Source organism: Calothrix sp. NIES-2098 (assembly GCF_963875125.1).
Classification (GTDB): Bacteria; Cyanobacteriota; Cyanobacteriia; order Cyanobacteriales; family Nostocaceae; genus Aulosira.
Window position 1 is genome coordinate 5472077 of record NZ_CAWNKJ010000001.1, and the last position, 20483, is coordinate 5492559.

Below are 20483 nucleotides of genomic sequence, written 5' to 3' on the forward strand. Positions count from 1 at the left end.
CATGATTGAAATTTGGCAGCAGCACCTGAATTCTGACGAAATTTTTACTCAATTTCTCCTAAAGAAGCGAGCAAAAAGTGGGCTATTCTTTCAGATGCGCCGGGCGGGCCAAATCGCTCCGGGCCATTTTGCTGACACTTAGCTAGGTAGTCTGCATCTTGTAAAGTTTCAACTACTCTTTGAGCCGCTTGTTTGAGAGTCTGTGGGGTTGCTGGGCCTGTGCCGATGGTTTGGGCAGAAATGCCCAATAGCCGGGTTTGCGCTTCTGCAAATTGATAGGTAAATTGAGGCCCTTCTCCGGGAATTTGGATAATCGGTTTGCCGATCGCTACTGCTAAATCCACCGCCAATCCTGCCATACCAATGACGAGGTTAGAGTAATACAAGATATCGCTGAAGGCATCTGCATAACATCTCACTTCTACAAGCGGTGATTCCTCAGCAGAACTTCCAGAAGGGGAATAGGTAAGTACGCCTTGATGCAATTGCCAACCTTGAGTTTTAGCAATGTCGTCTAATTGTGCCATCAAACTTGGTACTAAGGCGGCGCGAAACTGAAATCCTGATTCAGGCATTACTTTGGCAATTTCTACCACCAGTTGCAACTGCAAACAGAAATTTCGCGCTGCTTCTGGCATCCGTGACCCTGGAAGGAGAGCGATCGCCGGAATGTCGGGTTTGAGGTGCAAGTCTTTACCAGTCGGGACGAGGCGATCTAAAGCTGGAATCCCGCCAAACTGCGCTTTAGCTATACCTTGGCGTTGAAGGTCAGTAGCCGTATAAGAATCTCTGGTGAAAACTGCCAGACATCGAGCAGAATTCAAATCGTGCCACAGTAGCGGATTGATCCGCAATCGCCCTTCATACAGCGCAGAAAGACAAGAGATAAATGAAACGAAAGGGCGCTTGGTTAAATAAGCAAATGTCTGGGAGACAAAATCCCCAGTAGCCATAATCAAATCGCAGTCGGGAGCATACTGCAACACCGCTTGTAACTGTCGCCACGTTAACCCAATCAACCCCGATTGAAAATCTTTGAGCAAATAGAGGCGCTTCATGTAAAAGAATCCGCCAGAGGGCATCGTTTGTGTCGGGCCAATGATGGGAATGTTTAAACTGCGGTAAGCTTTTCCTTCCCCTACAATCGGCATTGCTGCCATCTCCAGAGAAGGACTCAATTGTTGCAGGGTTTGAATAACATGAGAGGTGTGGTTATCCTCGCCATGTCCGTTACTAATAAACAAGATTCGCTTAGAAGGCATCTTAAGGTTTAGTTTGGTTTAAAATGCTTGCCTAGTGATATTTTTTGCATAAATACTTCGGTAGTCGCTAAAAATATTCTTTAAAAGCTCACGCAAAGGCCAGGCAGCGCGTTGCGGGGGTTTCCCGACTTGTTCGCTGGAGGCGTTCCCGCAGGGTAGCAACTGCCGTTGCAAAGAATAATTTGAAAATCACGACTTTTGCAAGAAGTATATTCTCTGTTCATTATTTGGGAACAGAAATAATTGCTCTTTTAACTCTACGCGATCGCTCTACCCCAAAAATAGCTTATAGGCTGGATTCTTGTTTTCGTCCCAATAGCGATAACCCAGTGTATCAAGAAATGCCTGCCATTCTGCCATCTCCTGCGGTGGAACCTGGATACCTACGACAATTCGCCCGTAATCTGCACCGTTATTGCGGTAGTGGAACATACTAATATTCCAGTTGGGACTCATAGAACCAACGAACTTCATTAACGCGCCAGGACGTTCGGGAAACTCAAAGCGGTAGAGTAATTCATTATGTGCTAAAGGAGAATGTCCGCCAACCATGTGGCGCAGATGTAATTTTGTGAGTTCGTCGTCGGTTAAGTCGATGGTTTGGAAACCGCAGCCTTCAAAGGTTTCTCGCATCTTGGTTGCATCGGCGCGGTTTTGAATTTGTACGCCGACGAAAATATGTGCTTCTTTTTCATCGGCAATGCGATAGTTAAATTCAGTTAGGTTACGCTTGCCGATACATTCACAAAATTTCCGCAGACTTCCCCGTTCTTCGGGAATCGCTACAGCAAAGATGGCTTCGCGGCGTTCGCCAAATTCGGCGCGTTCGGCGACAAAGCGCAGGCGGTCGAAGTTCATGTTAGCACCGCAGGCGACGGCAACTAAGGTTTGTCCCTCGATTTGCTCGCGTTCGGCGTAGGCTTTGGCAGCTGCGATCGCCAATGCTCCGGCAGGTTCTAAAATCGATCGCGTGTCTTCAAATACGTCTTTAATGGCGGCGCAGGTAGCATCGGTATCTACCAAAATGATTTCATCTACATATTGCTGGCACAAGTGAAAGGTTTCTTCCCCGACTTCCCGCACTGCTACGCCATCGGCAAATAACCCCACCTGGGATAAGCGCACCCGATGTCCAGCTTTTAGCGATTGATTCATCGCGTCAGCATCGACTGGTTCCACACCAATAATCTTGATTTCTGGACGCAACCGCTTGACATAAGCTGCAATCCCAGCAATTAATCCGCCGCCACCAATGGCGACAAAAATTGCATGGATGGGTTGTTGATATTGCCGCAGAATTTCCATGCCAATCGTACCCTGTCCCGCAATCACATCTGGATCGTCAAACGGGTGAATAAACGTGAGTCCCTTTTCTACTTCCAGTTGACGGGCATAGGCATAAGCATCATCGTAAGTATTACCATGTAATATCACCTGTCCCCCCCGTGCTTTCACAGCATCCACTTTTACCTGGGGTGTGGTGACAGGCATAACAATAATTGCTTGCGTTCCCAACCGACTGGCAGCTAGAGCCACTCCTTGAGCATGATTGCCAGCCGATGCTGCAATGACACCCTGCGCGAGTAAATCCGGTGGCAGGTTGATCATCTTGTTATAAGCGCCACGCAGCTTGAAGGAAAATACTGACTGCATATCCTCCCGCTTTAGCAATAGCTTATTGTTGAGTCTCCTAGAAAGATTTGGGGCATACTCTAAAGGTGTTTCCTGGGCAACATCGTAAACGCGGGCAGTCAGAATTTGAACCAGGTAATCGCAATACATGAGGGTCAAGGGGGTAGCAGATGCCGATAAATGATAATTTTACGGCACTTATGTATCCCTTGCGGTCTAATTGTCATTCCATCGCCCTGGTGAATGAGGCTATTTGCTCCGGGAATGTGGCTATTTGCTCCGGGAACGTGGCTATTTGCTCCGAGAACGGGGCTATTTGCTCGGGGAATGTGGCTATTTGCTCCGGGAATGTGGCTATTTGCTCGGGGAATGTGGCTATTTGCTTCGGGAACGTGGCTATTTGCTTCGGGAATGGGGCTATTTGCTTCGGGAACGTGGCTATTTGCTCGGGGAATGTGGCTATTTGCTTCGGGAACGTGGCTATTTGCTCCGGGAATGTGGCTTTTATCCTCATTAACAAATATCCAATGTTAACTATGGATACAAACTTGTCATTGCGAGTGGAACGTAGACGCCTGGAAGGCGGCTTCCCGCAGGGTAGTGGAGCGAAGCAATCCCAACCCTTGCGATTGCTTCCTTTAGGTCGCAATGACGGTTACTTAAATGGATATAATATGAGGCGATCGCAATAACTGTAAATATTTTTGCACCTGTACGCGGCTTACAGTGGGGAAATCTTCCAAAAATTCATCAAGGCGATCGCATCTTCCTTATCTTCATCCCATCTCCTCTCTAGGCAACCAAACAAAAATCATCCTGTGCAAAAATGGTTGTAACTTTGTCGGAGTAAAAACTATGGACTGGCGACAGTACATTCATTCAGATCCCAAAATTTTGCTGGGTAAGCCGACTGTCAAAGGAACTCGTTTATCTGTAGAGTTCTTGTTGGGTTTGTTTGCGGCGGGATGGACAGAACAACAAGTGCTAGAAAACTATCCCACCCTGACAAAAGAAGCACTAAGGGCAGTATTTGCTTTTACAGCAGAGTGTATGCGTGAAGAATCTTTGTATACCCTACCGCTTTTGTCTGAGGCGGGATGATGCGGTTTCTCGCAAATGAGAATTTTCCTGTGATGAGCGTTAGATATTTGCGCTCTGCTGGTTACGATGTAGCCTATGGAAGCGAAGACGCAGCAGGTGCAGAAGATTCTGAAGTTTTGACACGCGCAGTTCGTGAGGGGCAAATCATTCTGAAATTTGACCGAGATTATGGTGAGTTAATTTACCGCCTGCGAATGCCATCGCCAGTCGGTGTTGTTTATTTCCGCTATTTTCCAGCTACGCCAGAGGAACCAGCTGAAGACTTGCTACGCCTTTTGAGTATAGAAGGCATATCATTAGAAGGAAATTTTACAGTTGTAGAGCGTACACAGTTACGTCAGCGCCCATTGCCTTAGTTTATCTTCATTGCTCAAGCAGCGATCGCACTCCCTCATCCCCCTCATCTCCCACAACCTGACTACGCTCAAACACCCACCCATCCCCAACAATCTCCTCTAGGCGTTGATTGAGTCGAGGAAGGAAATATTCTGGATCATTTAGCCTTTGCTGGACAACCCAAGCATCAAACGCTTCCTGTGTCTTAACTCCCTGTCTATCCGCCGCCCCTGATATTATCCCCAGACTAAGCCGTTGAAGTTCCTCTAATTGCGGATGACCTTCACCTCGGTAATTACACAAGAACATTGCCGTTGCCCCTAGCAAAGCTTGTAATTCATCGCCTTGAGGTACTGCTTTATATAAAGCAATAATTGGCGCAATAGCGTTTGATAAAGGGGTTTGAATCTTCAGACAAAGCCACGTAGCTTGAGTTAGATAAATAAGACACTTACTTGCAGATGCTACGCCCAAGTTAATTAGGACTTTTACTAAATCTACATAAGCTTTTGACTCTCCGAAAGCTCGTGCTGACAATTCTAGTAACTCTAAACCTCTATAAATTTCACCTTGTTCAAAGGCTATACACGCCATATTGTTTAGTGTGAAACCTTTCCCTCTGGCATCACCAATATGCTCACTAATTGTCAAAGCTTGTTGCCATAAATTCAGTGCTTGCGGTATGTCACCCTGTTTGAGAGTTGCTTGACCCATGTTATTTAGGATGTAGGCTTTTGCTCTAGCATCACCAATACGGTCATTAATTGCCAAAGCTTGTTGCCATAAATTCAGTGCTTGCGGTATATCGCCCTCTTGGAAAAGTACGCATCCTATACCGCTGAGGGCGGAAGCTTGGTCTTGGGCAGAGCCTATGCGCTCGCTAATTTCCAAGGCTTGCTGCCATAACTCCATTGCTTGCGGTATGTCACCTTGTTGGGCAATCACTTGTCCCATATCATTGAGAGTAGCGGCAATTCCTTGGGCATTGCCTATACCCTCATCAATTTCTAAAGATTCCTGCCATAATTGCAGTGCTTGTGGGATGTCTCCCTGTTGGGCTATCACTCTTGCCATTTGGTGGAGTGTAGCAGCTTTTCCTAGAGCATCTCCAATTTCGTCCTTGATTTCTAAAGATTCCTGCCATAATTGCAGCGCTTGTGAGATGTCACTCTGTTGGGCTAGGACTCTCGCTATTTGGTGGAGAACATTAGCTTTTCCTTGGAGATTCCCTGTACGCTCCTCAATTTCCAACGCTTGTCTAGACAATTGAAGTGCTTTGTGGATGTCACCCTGTTGGGCAATAACCCGTGCCATATCGTTGAGGGTAAGAGCTTTTCCTTCTAAATCGCCAATGCACTCTTTAATTTTTAATGATTCCTGCCAGAATTGTAGCGCTCCATGAATGTCTCCTTTTTGGGCCATTAGACCTGCTGTGTTATGGAATATAGTAGCTTTACACATTTCATCCTCCTCAGGGCAACAATCCAAGGCTTGCTGATAATGGCTCAGTGCATTTTCGGCACTTCCTAATACAAATTCTGCTGGTGCAATGCTTGCCAAGATGCGGTAATCCGAAAAATTTTGCAGTATTTGAGAACAAAGTTGTACTACTTCCACATAACGGTAAGTGTTCGACCAAAAAGTAGCGATTCTTTGCCCAATAATTACAGCAATTTCCTGGTCTTGTGCCAGCAATCCCAACCGCATAATTTCCAGTGCTTCTGCTTCCGTTCTTTGCTCAGACTCCTCCCACCAAGCTTGATAAATTTTCTTCACCCCTTCCTGTCGCGTTGCTTGCCATTCTTCTTCAGTCAACACTGGTTCTAACAACGGTTCTAAAATTGTCGTCACCCGGTAATTAACTGGCTGATTGGGGTGAGTAGTAGCAGATTCAACTAAGCTAAGGCTGGTTAACTTGCCCAAAACTGCCAATTCATTGGAGGGAGAAATTGCCCGCACAATCTCCTCTGTCACAGGCAAATTAAACACACTCAACCGCGCCAGAAACTTTTGCTCCTCCACTTCCAACGCATCCAGCAGAGTTTGCGCCAAAATATTTTCGCGGAATTTCTGCTCAGTCGCTTCCAACCGACTCAATAATTCATCCGCCGCCGATCCTGGCTGCTGTATCACCTCCAAAAGCCACTTCAGCAACCGGGGATTTCCATGCGCAATCTTGAGAATCTGTTGCGTTCTTAACTGCTGCTTGACTTCCTTATCTAAAGCAAAGCAGATTTTATCAATATCACTGCTGCTCATCCCCGCCAAAGATTCCAAGTGCAGACGATGAGGTGGTAAAGTATCTGGCTTTAAATAACGACAGGTAACAATCAGCCGACTTTCTCCCCCATTCTCTGCCAATGACGCACAAATTGCCTCTAAAATCTCATAAGCCTGTGCTGTCATCCGCAGCGAACCATCTTCAATATTAGCTGTGGGGATATTTTGCTCAAAGTCATCCAGCACCAGCAGCAAAGGTTGGTTGTGTTCTTGTTCAATCGCCGCAAAAAAGTTTTGCAACCGTCCTTTAAGAGTTACCTTTGGTTCATTCAACAGTGCTGGAACATCAGCAAACCGTTCATACTTGCTAGAAAGCTTATTCAGCAAACCGCTTTCATCCAGAGGGCCAATTAACACCACCCGCGCAAATTTGGGACGCTGCGCCTCAACTCGCGTACATAACCGCGCCGCCAGCGTACTTTTCCCCAGTCCCCCCATCCCCGCAATAAACACGCCGATTTCGTCGCTAGTTTTCCGCAACGCTCTAAGACAACGTTGCAAAGGTCGTCTGCGTCCCACAAATTCAAACCGATTGGCAACTTTAATTTGATTATGCTCATCGAGAAATTCTTGCTCTGGCGCTAGAGATCGCTTCAGACTTTTACGGTTGTCGGTTTCCAACGGTGTCACGAGTTGCTTGATGGGGCGCGTATCCCGATACACCCGCAATAAATGCCAGTCGGTGCGTTCTTTATCAAGCATCTCCTGCTGCGCGGCTTTCACAGCCGCTTCCACCGTCGCCCCCGTCGCCAATTCTTGATAAAGTGCCTGTGCTGCTACAATACCCGTATTATCTAACACCGGACGCGCCCAACCTAAAACCATACCCGCCCCCGCTTTCACCAAGGCCTGCGACATTGAAGGTACTGTTCCTTTGTTCGGAACCTGTCCCGTATGACAGCCAGAAAGAAAAGTTACACGCGGCCAGCGTCCGCGAAAGGCTTTAGCTAGATCGTTGACGGTGGTAAGTTGTAAATTCCCCACCTCATCTTCGGTAATAAAGCAGGGAGTATTATCTGGAAGGGTTTTCCCCTTGGGCAGCAAAAAGCCGTAATCTTTTTGGGAATAAATTATCCCGTGTCCCGTGAGGTGAAAGACATCAAAATAATCTTCTGGGTAAGATTTCACCAAATTGGCTAACTCTGCAACCGAGCCACTTTCCTCAACAATCAACGCCAAAGGCTGATCCTTGGTTGCTTGTAAAATGTTCGCTTCTTCGCGCTCAAATCCCAACGGTGGAACTCGCGGATCTTCCGGCGCAGTCGCCATAAACAGCAACCGCAACGGGCGATTTTGCACGCCAATTACTTGGGTTTGACGCTGCTGCACAGCACGCACAGGTAACACAGAAATATCCCGGCGTTCGATTAAAAAACCATTGCCATCATGTAGCAATTCCCAAGGTAAATGCGCTAATCCCAAGGCTACCCGTTGGGTATCTGCGTTTAACCCCTGTGCTTCACTAGTTTGAATCAAATCTAAATAAATCGTCTGCTCATCCGCCTCATCCAGCGCCCTTCTCAGCCAGCCTTCCTTCCCATCCAGCCATTGATAAAGTCGCCGTCCCAACTGAGTGAGATCGGGTAAGCGGTCTACTTGTTGCGTGTAATAATTTTGCTCGCACAAATCAATCAGTGCTGCTAACTCCGCTTTATCCAAGCGACGCGAACCATAATTACAGCGCAGTTCAAAGGTTTGCTGTTGACTCAGAGCGAAGGTAAATGTCAGGGGCATAGCTAGCAGCAGTAGATTTTACAATAATCTTCACCGTATTCGCGGTAAATTCCCAACGTCAACAAAGTTACGTCATTGTACCGGAAGTCAGAAGTCAATCGATGGAAGATTTTGTAAAATAGTTAATAGAGCTAGAGAGCGATCGCTTTCATTGAACTTGAACAATTCTCAGACTTAGCGCAGCGAGAACCAAAGACAGCAATATCAATATTTAATCAATATATATAGGGATGATTTAAGGTAAGAGTTACCTGCAAGTTGAATGCGATCGCATAATTCATAAGCTTGAGAGAACTGTATAAGCAAAACCGAAAATATACAGAGCAACTAAATTTATTGATGGCAATTATTAATTTTGAATCTTGAATTCGGAGCGAAGCGACGTGACTCATTCATTATTAGTTAAATCAGGGCTATTACTCACTATCTTGACAATAGATTTAGCGATTTATTCTCCTGCACGAGCAGACATCGCTCAGGCGATCGCTCAAAACCAGCCGCTAGAATCCCAGAGTCTAAATTTGAACAAACAAATGTCATCTTCTCAACAACAATGGGAACAATTTAGGCGGCAGCAGGATGAACAAATGCTAATGCAACAACAGCGTCTTGAACAATTTAGACAACAAAATCGAATCAGACAACAACCGTTTAGACAATTTGGGCAACAAAATCAAATCAGACAACCATTTGGACAATTGAGACAAGAGCAATTACTACAACAACAAAGACAGCAAATGGAAATATTAAGGCTGCAACAGCAACTTAGACAGAAGTAATAAAATACATTGCTAGGAGGGGGTAAGGGTTTAGCAATGCTCACCTGTGTAAACTTAACGTGAAACCCGCTTGGCGACAACGTTCTGCCCTCACCCCCAGCCCCTCTCCCACCAGGAGAGGGGAGCAAGAGATTCAATTTCCCTTCTCCCTGAGGGAGAAGGGGTTAGGGGATGAGGGCTAGGGATTTGTACAACACGCGCCGTATATAGCTTTTAGCTTAAGTTGACACGTATGAGCAGTGCTAAACCCCTACAAAAAAACTATTTAGATCGGGTTTTTTGTGAATTGGTATAACTCCATCTGAACAATCAATTACCTTTTACTACGTGTTAAGTATTAAATTAGATTGCTCGGCTGTGGGTGAAGAACGCTTTTTATCTTTCCACAGTTGAGCAACCATCTCAGCACGTGAGGAAACTTCAAGCTTACGAAACATTCGCTTCAAAGCTTGCTTGACAGAATTTTCTGTAATCCAAAGTTCTTTACCAATTTCTGCGTTTGTGTAACCTAACGCAACCAATTCTGCTATTTGCAATTCTCGCGGCGTTAAGCGTTGGCGTAGCCCGCCGCAGGCATCGCTCTTTGCAGGTTTATACTGCGATCGCACTGTGGCATTCCAAATAGATAGGTGCAAACAGAGGGCGCTTAAATCTGCTAAATCTTGCGCATCAAATGCAGTCATTGTCTGTTCGCGGGTGAAGCCGATTGCACCTACTAATTGTCCGTGGCTGACAATCGGCCCTGCCATTACGTGCCAATGATCCGGTCGGGGACAAATCATGCTCCAGACCTTCGGTGATGTCACCAATGCTTCATGGACGGGAGCATGGCGTTCCACTAAGTAACGCGCAACAGGATTATGTTCGATTGAGAGTGCAGTTTGGAAGGTTTTCTGAAGCTTGCGATCTATAAAAGCAAGTTGGTCGAAGAAGAAAACCCCCGATTTTTTAGTAACAAAATACTCACCCAGTTTCGGCACGACACGCGATCGCAGTTCTTGTTCATTCTGTGCCTGGTTGATGGCTTCAAAGAGCGACTGCAAGGAATTTTTCATAATTAGCGTGTCGAAAACTGTACTCGATCGAGGACTGGGCGTAGCTAATACCCTTCTCCTAATCTTAGCTTTAGTGCAAGTTACAGGAGAACACCCCATGTCTGAGTATGCTCATCCTGAAGTTCTTATCGATACCCAATGGCTGATGGAAAATCTCAACGATCCTAGCGTGCGCGTGGTTGAGGTTGATACCAGTCCAGAACCATATAAAAATGCGCACATCCCTGGCGCAGTCTTTTGGAATATCTTCACCGATCTATTAATGCCAGATTTGCGGATGAATTTAGATCCAACGGCGATAGAAAAGTTGCTGATGCGATCGGGTATTTCCTCTGAAACAATTGTTGTTCCCTATGGTAGTTATCCCGGAACAGGAGCCTGGATTTTCTGGCTGTTGAAAACCGTTGGACACGATAAAGTATACGTTCTCAATGGTGGGCATCAGAAATGGGTAGCAGAAAATCGTCCATTAGCAACGGAATTATCCAACTTTACCCCCACCCAATACCGCGCCAAAGCAGCCGATGCTGACTTGCGAGTTTTACAGGCGGAAGTGCAAGCATCTCTCAACCAAGCAAATCGCGTATTATTGGATGTGCGTACTGCTCAAGAATACAGTGGCGAAATCTTCATGATGCAGCCGCCACAAGGAACAGAACGCGCCGGACATATTCCGGGTGCAGTGCATATTGAGCATACCCTGACCTTGAATGAAGATGGAACCTTTAAGTCAGCCCAGGAGTTGCGCAATCTCTACAGTAGCAAAGGTATTACACCTGACAAAGAAGTATTTCCTTACTGTGCTATTGGTGCGCGATCGGCATATACTTGGTTTGTTTTGAAATATTTACTCGGCTATCCCAATGTGCGAAATTATGATGGCTCATGGAATGAATGGAGTCGTCTTGCTGATGCGCCGATTGAAACAACCGATCAGGGTGTAGTTGTAGATGAATCTCAAACAGGAGTTTCTTCAAAAACATAAGAAATAATGTAGGGTGGGCATCGCCTAAGGTGTTAACTCTGTGCCTTTTTAGAAGTTAAAAAATCATGCAAAATCTGTGCCGTCATTGCGTTCGCGTAGCGTCTCGCAGAGAGGAGGAACGACGTAGGCGAAGCCTTCCCGCAGGGTAGCAATCCCAGAATATTTGCGATTGCGTCGCTACCCTTCGGGAACGCTTTCAGCGAATGCTCGCAATGACGCTAGACAAAAATAGCATGAATCAAAAACGCCCAAATTTCCTCAAAGTGAACACCCTAGGCATCGCCCACCATATCCGCGTTTCTATTTAGTAGAATAGTCTTTTCTGCTAATATTTGAGTTTGTGTTATCCCGAAAATTACAAAAGTAAATTGCTAACTCTATCTAAGCAACTGCCTTTATATGGCAAAAGAATATTAATAACAGCACCGAGGAATTATGCTTCTAGGTTGTCTGAAGAAATCATCAATAAAGGTGGTTTACCTTTGCTCATGCCAACGATAGAAACCACTTGGTTAACAGATTACGCTGAGTTAGATAGTGTTTTAAAACAAATAAATAAATTTGACTGGATTGCATTCACCAGTAGAAACGGTATTACTGCATTTTTTGATCGCTTAAATGTTTTGGGTATCTCAACAGATGCACTGCAAAATTGTCAACTGTGTGCTATTGGCAAAGATGCAGAATTATTATTATCTCTGTGTAACAGAGTCGATTTGATTCCTAAAGAATCTAGTCCAGCAGGAATTGTGGCAGAATTCTCGCAAATTCCTGATATTCATCAGAAAAAAGTATTAGTACCAGTTCCAGTAGTTGTTGGTATCGCAGAGCCGGATGTTGTACCCAATTTTATTGCAGGTTTGCAAAGATTGGGTATACAGGTAACTCGCGTACCTACCTATACTACTGGCTGTGTAGATAAAGAAATTTATGCAGTTGAATTAGAGTTACTGCGTCAAGGAATAATCGATGTAATTGCTTTTAGTAGCACAGCAGAAATAGAAAGCTTTTTAGCAATGCTCGACTCAAATAGAGATTATCGGCATTGTATTGTTGCCTGTTTTGGCCCGTATACAGCTACTAATGCTAAAAAGTTGGGTGTAAATGTCTCTATTGTTTCACAAGACTATAGCTCATTTGCCGGATTTGCAGATGCGATCGCCCAATTTTTTCATCAGTATGAATAATTTCGCTCACACCACAGATAAACACGGATAAATATCAATGTTCACCTGTGAGTTATTTAATCATTTCTCATACTTATATAGCGCGTGAGAATTGTTTTTCTTTGATTCTCAAGTGGTTATCGAAGATGACAGCAATATTTCTCACCAGCAATCTGCCAATGTCTGTAACTAGAATGTAGTTTTTTAATACGCTAACTAGTCCATCAGCTTCTAGCGGCTGCAACATCTCTAATTCGTGAGCGAAGTATTCATCAAAACAGATATGATATTTCTCTGCGATGTCTTGCTTATGCAATTGAAAGTGAGACATGATACTCATAATCACATCTCTTCTGATAATGTCATCTTGATTGAGTTTAATACCTTTACTCACAGGCAAAGCATCTTTAGTAATTGCCTGATAATAGTCTTTTAATTGCTTGTGGTTTTGGAAGTAAGCATCTTCTAGCATACTAATGGATGTGGAACCAAAACCAAAGAGTTCTGTTTCGGCGTGGGTGGTGTAACCTTGAAAGTTACGCTTGAGGGTGCCATTACGTTGAGCGATCGCTAATTCATCATTAGATTTGGCAAAATGATCCATACCAATGAAGATATACTCATTACTTGTCAGTTCTTCAATGGTCATTTTCAAAATCTCTAGCTTTTCCTGTGGTAAAGGTAAAGCAGATTCCGGAATATTTTTTTGTGCAGCTTTAATCCAGGGAATATAAGCAAAGTTAAAGACAACAATCCGGTCGGGATCTAATTCAATTGTCTTTTTCACGGTTTCCCGAAAACTTTGACGGGTTTGATAAGGTAAACCATAAATCAGGTCTACATTTACGCTTTCAAATTGGGCTTCTTTAATCCAACTCATAACCTCAAATAGCATTTCTTCAGGCTGAATGCGATTCACTGCTACTTGAACTTGGTGGTTAAAGTCTTGAATACCAAAACTAATGCGATTAAACCCTATCTGTCTGAGAAATAAAATGTAGTTTCTATCTACATAGCGAGGATTGATTTCAATTGAGATTTCCGCTTGTGGATCGATGGTGAAGTGTTGAGTAATGTTTTTCCACAAGAATTCTACTTGCTCAAGCTCTAAGTAGTTAGGCGTACCACCGCCCCAATGTACTTGAAGTACTTTGCGATCGCAATCAATTAAGGCTGCGGTCTGCTTGATATCTTTAACCAAATTTTCTAGGTAGGGTTTGGCAATATTCTTGTTGTTGGAAATTACTGTGTTACAGCCGCAGAAGTAGCAAGCACTTTGGCAAAAAGGGATGTGGAAATACAAAGACAAGGGAGTTTTTCTTAGATTTGAGGCGGCGATCGCAGTTTGCAGATCGCTTATGGTAAATGCTTCGCTTAATTCAGTAGCAGGTGGGTAACTGGTGTATCTGGGTGCGGGTGCATCGTACTTTTGAATCATCTCCAGATCGAATTTGACACCAGGTAAGAGAAAAACCATCAAAACCTCCGAATACCGCCTAGCGATTAGTTGTAGAGTCAGCCACAGACTCAGGATGTCTGTCAGTTCACAGTCAATGGCAGAGTTAGAGAATAGTTATTTTGGGGTTAGACAGCATTCGCATCACTCGATCCAGCAAATAATACTGCCGATGCGGGTACTGCCTTTTTTATCTCTCCCAAAATTATTTAACTATTTATATTTGTATAACTATAAAGCTATTAATATTTCTTTATTTTTGTCTGTGTGTGAAGGCACATCTTGGCAAGGGTCAAGAGTCAAGAGTCAAGGGTCATTAGTCATTGGTTGTTACTTATTTCCCCCTTGTCTCCCCACACTCCCCACACTCCCTCATCTCCCCCTCGCCACTGGCAAATGACCAATGCCCTATGCCGTATGACGGATTTTCCAATATAGAGCTTTTGTGTCTTCTATCTTCTGCCAGATTTGCAAGACACATACCACAAATATGGTTAATATAGTTTAAAAATGTTGAATCTACGGAATTTAACAGTTTTTCTTAACTAGTTAGCGCTTTGGTCGCAACAGTTAGCATCTGCCACAAGAGCCATATTTTTCGACTCTTGGAGGATTTACCAGGTATGAGCCATTGAAGACGTTAATCTACTTGGGTTTCAGCATCCTTAATATCTCAGTTCGCAAAAACCAGTCTTTTGACTCATGACTGTGTATTCCCAATAGGCAATCTCTCAGATGTTGAGTAACATTATCGACATACTATTACTTCACAGTATAAAAATTTATTCTATCTTCACAGGAGTGCTGTCAAGGTGATTTCCCCTATTGTGTTTCCTAGAAATCGTAGGTCTGAAGTTCTCTCAGTAACAGCGGTTGCTAAAGGCGATCGCCCAGATTTATACACAGAATTTAGACTTCATAAACTTTTTCGCGCTTCCGTATTATCTTTGAGTATTGGTATAAGCCTCGCGACTTTGACTTTATTGGGAATAAGTTTTGGCAGTGCTTTTGCCCAAGTACCACCTGCGGGTGAGAAACAACTCTCTCAGGTTAATGTACTATTTGTCAACCCTGCTACCGGAGAAGATAAAGAAGGTAATGGTAGCGATCGCACTCCTTTAAAAACAATTACCCAAGCGTTACAAAAAGCTACTGGCAATACAGTAATTACCCTAGCACCAGGTACTTATAGTGCTGAAACAGGAGAGTCCTTTCCGTTAATCCTCAGACAAGGTGTTTCCATTCAAGGGGATGCTAGCGATCGAGGTAAAGGAATTACGATTCAGGGAGGTGGCGAATACCTCAGTCGTAGTTTTGGAGGTCAAAACGTCACCATTGTCGGAGCAAACCAAGCAGGGTTAACTGGGGTGACAGTAACTAATCCCAATCGCCGCGGTTACGGTTTGTGGATTGAATCGAGTAATCCAGTAGTTTCACAAAATACATTTACAGGCAATACCCAAGATGGGGTATTTGTAACTGGTAATGCTACACCAACTATTAGCCAGAATAGCTTTTACCGTAATGGAGCTAACGGGATCACAATCGCTGGGACTTCTCAAGCTCAAGTGCGGGAAAATCTTTTTCAAGAAACAGGCTTTGGGATTAATATTGCTCAAAATGCCACACCAGTAATCTCCAACAATCAAATTCAAAACAACAGAGCTGGGATTATCGTCCAAGCTAACGCTCGCCCAGTTTTGCGGAATAACATTATTGAGGGTAGTAAAGAAGATGGTATGGTAGCGATCGCCCAAGCCATGCCAGATTTAGGTAATGATTCGGAACCTGGCGGTAATCAATTTCGCAATAATACTCGCTACGATATTAACGCCAGCGCTGCCAAACAAGTAATTGCTGCTGTTGGTAACACGCTTACTAGCAATCGCATTGCTGGTAAGGTGGAGATGAAAGCTCCGACAACGACAACAGCGATCGCGCGGAATGCTCAACCTGCGGCTGGTGGCCCCGAAGACGTACCTACCAACGGTGAAATTATCTTCTCGGCTCCAGGACTCTCGGAAACTCCTAACAACCTCAACGTCCCATCAGCCAACAACAGCAATTCTGGTAATAACCTGAGTATTGGCAAATTAAATCCGCAATTATTGCCACTGCTACCAGCCAATACATCGCGTGTTGTTCCTACGTTGAATCCGCCACCACCCACTCCGACAGTTAACTCTCCAGTTCCCGGTTTCCCAGTTCCTAGCAGTTTGTCAGGTAGACAAACACCAATAAATCCTCAAGTTCCCCCAACGGCAAGTATGCCGCCTGTAGCTGGGAATTCACCTGATACTCCACAGTTGAATTACATACAGGTGAATACCAATGCAATTGAGTTTGCCCCACCTCAACCTCCGAGCAATTCTGTAGTCAAACCACGAGCTACAGGAAGTAGAGGTAAAAAGCAGCCATCACAAAGACGGCAACCAGCCCCTCCCGTGGGTAACTCAAATCTTTTGCCCGTTCCTAATTCCAATATTCCAATGGGCAATACTCGGAATATGCGCAAAGTGCCAGTACCAGCAAGCTCTCCGGTTGTAAATTACGGTGGTTCGTTACCAAATAATGTAAATGTAGCGCCAATGGGTACAGGTTCGCTGCCTCCCAGTGCAGTGCCAATGGGTAGCAGTCCATTACCTGCTGGTGTGGCTCCAATGGGTAGCAATCCAACACAGTATGGGGCGGTCGGGCCGATGGGTGTCCGTTACCGCGTCTTAGTAGAAGTAGCAACAGAAAGGGATCAGGAGTTAGTGCGATACCTTGCTCCTGGGGCTTTTCCCACAGTTTCCCAAGGTCGAAACTTCATGCAAGTGGGAGTATTTAGCAATCGCTCGAATGCGGAAGGCATGATGAACTCGCTTAATAGCAGCGGTTTAAGAGCGATATTTGAAGTGTTGAATTGATGCCAAAGGAACAGGGAACGGGTGAGAGGCAATGCCTTGACCCTGTTCCATTACTGAAGCGATCGCTTCTCTATGCCGAGATTACCTTGTAAGCCGCCGGTGTGGATCAATAGTAAGCGATCGCCTCGCTGAAAAAATCCTTGCTTGAGTAAATCCATCACGCCGTAAAACATTTTGGCGGTGTAGACATAATCTAAAGGTATGCCATGTTCTTGGGTGAACTGCTGACTAAACGTTAGTAGTTCATCGTTCACTTTGGCATAGCCACCCATGTGGTAATTACAGATTAATTCCCAGGATGCGATCGCCTCATTAGCAGTGGGCAAACCAGAGGCGAGGTAATTCTTCAGCCAACTATCTACTTCTGACGCGAGAAATTCCCCACCTTTGAGAACGGGAAAGCCAATGGCGCGTTGACCTTTTTGCAGCGACAGTATAATTCCAGCTAAGGTAGTACCTGTACCACAAGCCACGCATACAGTATCAAATGCTGCCGTGTTGACTATTTCTATGCAACCGCGTACACCGTTGAGATTGCCGCCGCCTTCAGGAATGATAAACACCTCACCAAAGCGTTGCTGTAATTCTGTTTGTAATGCTGTGGTTTGTCGCTCTCGGTATTTCTGGCGGTCGAGGTAGAAAAGTTGCATTCCTTGTTGCACGGCAAAACTCAGTGTAGGGTTAAGGGGCAATCTCTCTTCTCCGCGAATCATGCCAATAGTGCGAAATCCAAAAAGATTTCCGGCGGCGGCGGTGGCAAAGATGTGGTTAGAATAAGCACCACCAAAAGTCAGCAGTGTTGTGAAATTTCGCTGTTGAGCCTCCAAGATGTTGTACTTCAGCTTAAACCACTTATTACCATTAACCCACGGGTGCATAAAATCGAGGCGTAGCACAGATAAATTAACTCCAGCCTGTTGAGCAATGGCGCTATGAATAGGTTGTATGGTGGGAGGCAGAAAAATTGACGGCATTCACAACTAAGAAATGGGTATGCAATTATTGTTTGGCTCGTAGTTGCGCTTTAGCGCTATAGACGCGTTCGCGAAGCGTTCTCGTAGAGTAGCGGCTTCTCGCAGAGTAGCGCAACTACAAACAAGTGATGATTATTTGCACCGACTCACGTTAAATAGATGAAGTTGCATGAGAGTAAAACTCAACCTTGCTTAATCTTTAGCTAAGGCATAGGCTGAGGACACAGAGAATTTCTAAATTTACTTGGCATTAGACAGTTTATGGCTAAAGTTTTTGACAGTATCACTGAGGAACTAAAAGAATTTATTGCTGCTCAACACCTGTTTTTTGTAGGTAGCGCACCCTTGAGTGCCACAGGTCACGTTAACCTTTCTCCCAAGGGGATGGAGAGTTTTCGCGTGCTTTCTCCCCACCGCGTAGGCTACTTAGATCTTACAGGTAGTGGTAACGAAACTTCAGCCCATCTACAAGAAAATGGGCGAATTACCTTTCTATTTTGCGCTTTTCAAGAACCTGCCCGCATTCTGCGACTTTACGGTCAAGGATACACGATTGTACCCGGTACTCCAGAGTGGAACTCTTTTGACTCTTGGTTTCCTTCACTGCCTGGAACGCGTCAAATTATCATAGCTGATATTGAACGAGTGCAAACTTCTTGTGGCTTTGGCGTCCCTCTCTATGAATATCAAGGACAGCGCCAGACTTTAGTAAATTGGGCAACTAAAAAAGGCGAAGAGGGAGTTAGAGAATATCAACAGCAAAAAAATCTTGTCAGTATTGACGGTTTACCAACTCCGCTGAGTAATTTACCTGGGGGTTGAGGAGTGTGGGGAGGGTGGGGAGTGTGGGAAGACAAGGTGAGACCAGCGCTGCGGGAGGGTTTCCAACGCCACTTGCTTCAAGTCGGGGAACCCGCCCAACGCAGTGGCTTCTCCGCAGGCGACTGGCGTTCCCCGTAGGGGTTCTCGAAGAGTACCCGAAGGGGGGACAGAAAGGAGATTTAGTTAATAATATCGCAGCGTTTATTAATAACATTGCGATGTTCATCAATTGGTTCCTTCTCGCTTAAGTTGACACCAATGGGCATTGCCATGCCCTTACCAACGTATTTGGATCGCGATCGACGTGACATGGTATTAGGTAGGAAACTGTTATTTAGGACAAGAGTTTTTTGTGCGACTTTTCCAAATCCAACCCGGTTCTGGAGAACTAATTTCTATCCAGCCACCCTCAGTTTTACCAGTAGTTGTCACTTGAGTACCTGCTTTAATTACTTTCCCTGTTTTTCTCTGTCTGGAACCAGATACAGAGCGTAAGTTTGAGGAACTAACAACAACCAGACAACCTATTTTCTGTTCGGGTTCTTTCGTATTAGTTGCTACTTGCTTAACTTCATTTTGTGCAGGCTCAGAAGCTGGTTTTTGTGAGCGATTAGCAGACATGATACCAAAAGCAATGAGTGCGATCGCTCCACTAATCCCAATCAACAATCGTCTTTTTGGAGAAGCTGAAGAAAGAGAACGCAAGTTGAACTGAGAAGTGCTAGGTGCTTGGGTGGGATTAGTAGTAGTTGACAGTGCATTCTGAGCCTCAGAGGCTCGCAGAGTGGATGGAGCAGTTAGTGGTGCTGTAGAACCAGAGGATGTTTCGTGATTCGGCGGAATGTAGCAAGGCTTTGCTAGTTCTTGAAGATAGTTCATCACTTTGGTTGCGGTCACATAGCCATCTTTTAAATAGTGACCCACCACTTGGGTAACAACAGCTGCGACAGCTGCTGGCGTGTTGGCATTAGTGATGGAACTGAGTGCTTGCAGTGCTTCGGTTGCTGACTGGTAGCGGTATTTAAAGTAATGGCGTATCATCTTATTCAAGATAGAAGCCAATTGGTTGCTGACTTGAGCGTGATGCTGCCATAATATCTCTCCACTGCTAGCATCCTCTCCTAATTGCTTGGGACTCAAGCCTGTCAGAGCTTGAATACAAGTCATACCTAGTGCATAAATATCGCTACAAGGTCTTGGTCTACCTTGTCCCTGTTCGCTTGGCATATAGCCTGGAGTACCCACAGCTACGGTTTCATTTTTCAGCTGTTCTGGAGTCATTAGTGAGTAACTCTTAATTTGTTTGACAGCCCCAAAATCAACCAAAACTATTTTATTGTCTGAAGCACGGCGGATTAAGTTGTCGGGTTTGAGATCTCGATGAATCACCCCATGACTATGAATAAATTCTAAGATAGGTAAAACATCTTGCAGCAATTGAATTACCTGTTCTTCACTCCACCTCGATCCCGGTGGCATTTCCCACGACAGTGGTTGTCCCTCAATTAATTCCTGTACTAAGTAAAATTCTTCGTCTTCCTCAAAGTAAGCCAAAAGTCGGGGAATTTGGTCATTATGTCCCAGCTTTTCTAAAGTTTCGGCTTCTCTATTAAACAAACGTCTAGCTAGTGGCAAAAATTCAGGTTCGCTAGTAATCGGTTTGAGATGTTTAACGACACAACTAGGGTTTCCAGGACGGCGAGTATCTAAGGCTATATAAGTATGACCAAATCCGCCTTTGCCTAATAGTTCAACCACTTGGTAACGTTGGTCTAGTAATCTGCCGATCATGGTATAGCTGGACTGAGGTTAACTGTGAACTAGAATACACTTTCTCACAAAAGCAGAAATTCTTGCGAATTTCACCATAACGCTGATGTATATCTGACTATAATTGTTCCGTAATATTCACTACATTCTAGTTGTCGAAATGCCATTAATAGTGTCATAAAGAGAAAGCCAAGGCGAACCCTTGGAGTATTAACGGTTTCA

Annotated in this window: 18 protein-coding genes; 10 read left to right on the forward strand and 8 right to left on the reverse strand. The window is 44.7% G+C overall.

Annotation, left to right across the window (positions count from 1 at the left end):
• Positions 1-44 precede the first annotated feature (44 nt).
• Together AACU33_RS23015 and ilvA are read right to left on the reverse strand one after the other, a co-directional pair.
• Positions 45-1262 carry a lipid-A-disaccharide synthase-related protein gene (locus tag AACU33_RS23015; protein WP_096590890.1) on the reverse strand — a complete coding sequence of 406 codons (1218 nt, stop codon included), beginning with the start codon at positions 1260-1262 and terminating at the stop codon, positions 45-47.
• Between the two features lie 270 nt (positions 1263-1532).
• A complete protein-coding gene (gene ilvA, locus AACU33_RS23020) occupies positions 1533-3044 on the reverse strand; it encodes a threonine ammonia-lyase, biosynthetic (protein ID WP_096590892.1) in 1512 nt (503 codons plus the stop codon).
• Between the two features lie 93 nt (positions 3045-3137).
• Between ilvA and AACU33_RS23025 the strand changes: the two genes are divergently transcribed.
• The 4 genes from AACU33_RS23025 to AACU33_RS23040 are packed head-to-tail and all read left to right on the forward strand — an operon-like array spanning position 3138 to position 4351.
• Entirely contained in the window at positions 3138-3428 is a 291-nt protein-coding gene (locus tag AACU33_RS23025) for a hypothetical protein (RefSeq protein WP_339376225.1), read from the forward strand.
• A 2-nt stretch (positions 3429-3430) separates the two neighbouring features.
• Positions 3431-3586 carry a hypothetical protein gene (locus AACU33_RS23030; protein WP_339376226.1) on the forward strand — a complete coding sequence of 52 codons (156 nt, stop codon included), beginning with the start codon at positions 3431-3433 and terminating at the stop codon, positions 3584-3586.
• A 34-nt stretch (positions 3587-3620) separates the two neighbouring features.
• Positions 3621-3995, forward strand: coding sequence for a DUF433 domain-containing protein (locus tag AACU33_RS23035; protein ID WP_339376227.1), 375 nt, complete (start codon positions 3621-3623; stop codon positions 3993-3995).
• Positions 3995-4351: a DUF5615 family PIN-like protein gene (locus AACU33_RS23040; protein WP_096590898.1), complete on the forward strand. Its 357-nt coding sequence runs from the start codon at positions 3995-3997 to the stop codon at positions 4349-4351. The genes AACU33_RS23035 and AACU33_RS23040 overlap by 1 nt, the downstream gene beginning before the upstream one ends.
• Positions 4352-4358: 7 nt before the next feature.
• Here AACU33_RS23040 and AACU33_RS23045 read toward each other — a convergent pair whose 3' ends face one another.
• On the reverse strand, positions 4359-8345 hold the full coding sequence (locus AACU33_RS23045) for a tetratricopeptide repeat protein (protein WP_096590900.1): 3987 nt from the start codon (positions 8343-8345) through the stop codon (positions 4359-4361).
• Positions 8346-8728: 383 nt separating this feature from the next.
• On the opposite strand from AACU33_RS23045, the gene AACU33_RS23050 reads away from it, so the two are divergent.
• Entirely contained in the window at positions 8729-9124 is a 396-nt protein-coding gene (locus AACU33_RS23050) for a hypothetical protein (protein WP_096590902.1), read from the forward strand.
• Between the two features lie 323 nt (positions 9125-9447).
• On the opposite strand, the gene AACU33_RS23055 is transcribed toward AACU33_RS23050, so the two are convergent.
• Positions 9448-10179 (reverse strand): helix-turn-helix transcriptional regulator, encoded by a 732-nt coding sequence (locus tag AACU33_RS23055; RefSeq protein WP_096590904.1) that lies wholly within the window; start codon positions 10177-10179, stop codon positions 9448-9450.
• 97 nt (positions 10180-10276) lie between these two features.
• Between AACU33_RS23055 and AACU33_RS23060 the strand changes: the two genes are divergently transcribed.
• Together AACU33_RS23060 and AACU33_RS23065 are read left to right on the forward strand one after the other, a co-directional pair.
• Positions 10277-11164: a sulfurtransferase gene (locus AACU33_RS23060; protein WP_096595355.1), complete on the forward strand. Its 888-nt coding sequence runs from the start codon at positions 10277-10279 to the stop codon at positions 11162-11164.
• A 368-nt stretch (positions 11165-11532) separates the two neighbouring features.
• Complete coding sequence (locus tag AACU33_RS23065) at positions 11533-12351, forward strand: uroporphyrinogen-III synthase (RefSeq protein WP_096595356.1); 819 nt, start codon at positions 11533-11535, stop codon at positions 12349-12351.
• Positions 12352-12424: 73 nt separating this feature from the next.
• Here the strand turns inward: AACU33_RS23065 and hemN are convergent, their stop codons facing one another.
• Positions 12425-13807, reverse strand: coding sequence for an oxygen-independent coproporphyrinogen III oxidase (hemN, locus tag AACU33_RS23070; protein WP_096590906.1), 1383 nt, complete (start codon positions 13805-13807; stop codon positions 12425-12427).
• Between the two features lie 791 nt (positions 13808-14598).
• Here hemN and AACU33_RS23075 point away from each other — a divergent pair.
• Positions 14599-16695, forward strand: coding sequence for a DUF1565 domain-containing protein (locus AACU33_RS23075; RefSeq protein WP_096590908.1), 2097 nt, complete (start codon positions 14599-14601; stop codon positions 16693-16695).
• Positions 16696-16745: 50 nt separating this feature from the next.
• Here AACU33_RS23075 and AACU33_RS23080 read toward each other — a convergent pair whose 3' ends face one another.
• Positions 16746-17669: a 1-aminocyclopropane-1-carboxylate deaminase/D-cysteine desulfhydrase gene (locus tag AACU33_RS23080; protein WP_096590910.1), complete on the reverse strand. Its 924-nt coding sequence runs from the start codon at positions 17667-17669 to the stop codon at positions 16746-16748.
• A 261-nt stretch (positions 17670-17930) separates the two neighbouring features.
• On the opposite strand from AACU33_RS23080, the gene AACU33_RS23085 reads away from it, so the two are divergent.
• Entirely contained in the window at positions 17931-18491 is a 561-nt protein-coding gene (locus tag AACU33_RS23085) for a pyridoxamine 5'-phosphate oxidase family protein (RefSeq protein ID WP_096590912.1), read from the forward strand.
• Positions 18492-18494: 3 nt separating this feature from the next.
• Positions 18495-18629 (forward strand): hypothetical protein, encoded by a 135-nt coding sequence (locus AACU33_RS23090; RefSeq protein ID WP_339376228.1) that lies wholly within the window; start codon positions 18495-18497, stop codon positions 18627-18629.
• Between the two features lie 41 nt (positions 18630-18670).
• On the opposite strand, the gene AACU33_RS23095 is transcribed toward AACU33_RS23090, so the two are convergent.
• Together AACU33_RS23095 and AACU33_RS23100 are read right to left on the reverse strand one after the other, a co-directional pair.
• Positions 18671-18802, reverse strand: coding sequence for a hypothetical protein (locus tag AACU33_RS23095; RefSeq protein ID WP_339376229.1), 132 nt, complete (start codon positions 18800-18802; stop codon positions 18671-18673).
• Positions 18803-18821: 19 nt separating this feature from the next.
• On the reverse strand, positions 18822-20282 hold the full coding sequence (locus tag AACU33_RS23100; protein ID WP_096590916.1) for a serine/threonine protein kinase: 1461 nt from the start codon (positions 20280-20282) through the stop codon (positions 18822-18824).
• Positions 20283-20483: the final 201 nt, after the last annotated feature.

Coding starts and splice junctions, on each gene's coding strand:
- AACU33_RS23015 (WP_096590890.1), bottom strand. CDS start 1,262: ATGCCTTCTAAGCGAATCTTGTTTATTAGTAACGGACATGGCGAGGAT.
- ilvA (WP_096590892.1), bottom strand. CDS start 3,044: ATGTATTGCGATTACCTGGTTCAAATTCTGACTGCCCGCGTTTACGAT.
- AACU33_RS23025 (WP_339376225.1), top strand. CDS start 3,138: ATGAGGCTATTTGCTCCGGGAATGTGGCTATTTGCTCCGGGAACGTGG.
- AACU33_RS23030 (WP_339376226.1), top strand. CDS start 3,431: ATGGATACAAACTTGTCATTGCGAGTGGAACGTAGACGCCTGGAAGGC.
- AACU33_RS23040 (WP_096590898.1), top strand. CDS start 3,995: ATGCGGTTTCTCGCAAATGAGAATTTTCCTGTGATGAGCGTTAGATAT.
- AACU33_RS23045 (WP_096590900.1), bottom strand. CDS start 8,345: ATGCCCCTGACATTTACCTTCGCTCTGAGTCAACAGCAAACCTTTGAA.
- AACU33_RS23055 (WP_096590904.1), bottom strand. CDS start 10,179: ATGAAAAATTCCTTGCAGTCGCTCTTTGAAGCCATCAACCAGGCACAG.
- AACU33_RS23060 (WP_096595355.1), top strand. CDS start 10,277: ATGTCTGAGTATGCTCATCCTGAAGTTCTTATCGATACCCAATGGCTG.
- hemN (WP_096590906.1), bottom strand. CDS start 13,807: ATGGTTTTTCTCTTACCTGGTGTCAAATTCGATCTGGAGATGATTCAA.
- AACU33_RS23080 (WP_096590910.1), bottom strand. CDS start 17,669: ATGCCGTCAATTTTTCTGCCTCCCACCATACAACCTATTCATAGCGCC.
- AACU33_RS23085 (WP_096590912.1), top strand. CDS start 17,931: ATGGCTAAAGTTTTTGACAGTATCACTGAGGAACTAAAAGAATTTATT.
- AACU33_RS23095 (WP_339376229.1), bottom strand. CDS start 18,802: ATGTCACGTCGATCGCGATCCAAATACGTTGGTAAGGGCATGGCAATG.
- AACU33_RS23100 (WP_096590916.1), bottom strand. CDS start 20,282: ATGATCGGCAGATTACTAGACCAACGTTACCAAGTGGTTGAACTATTA.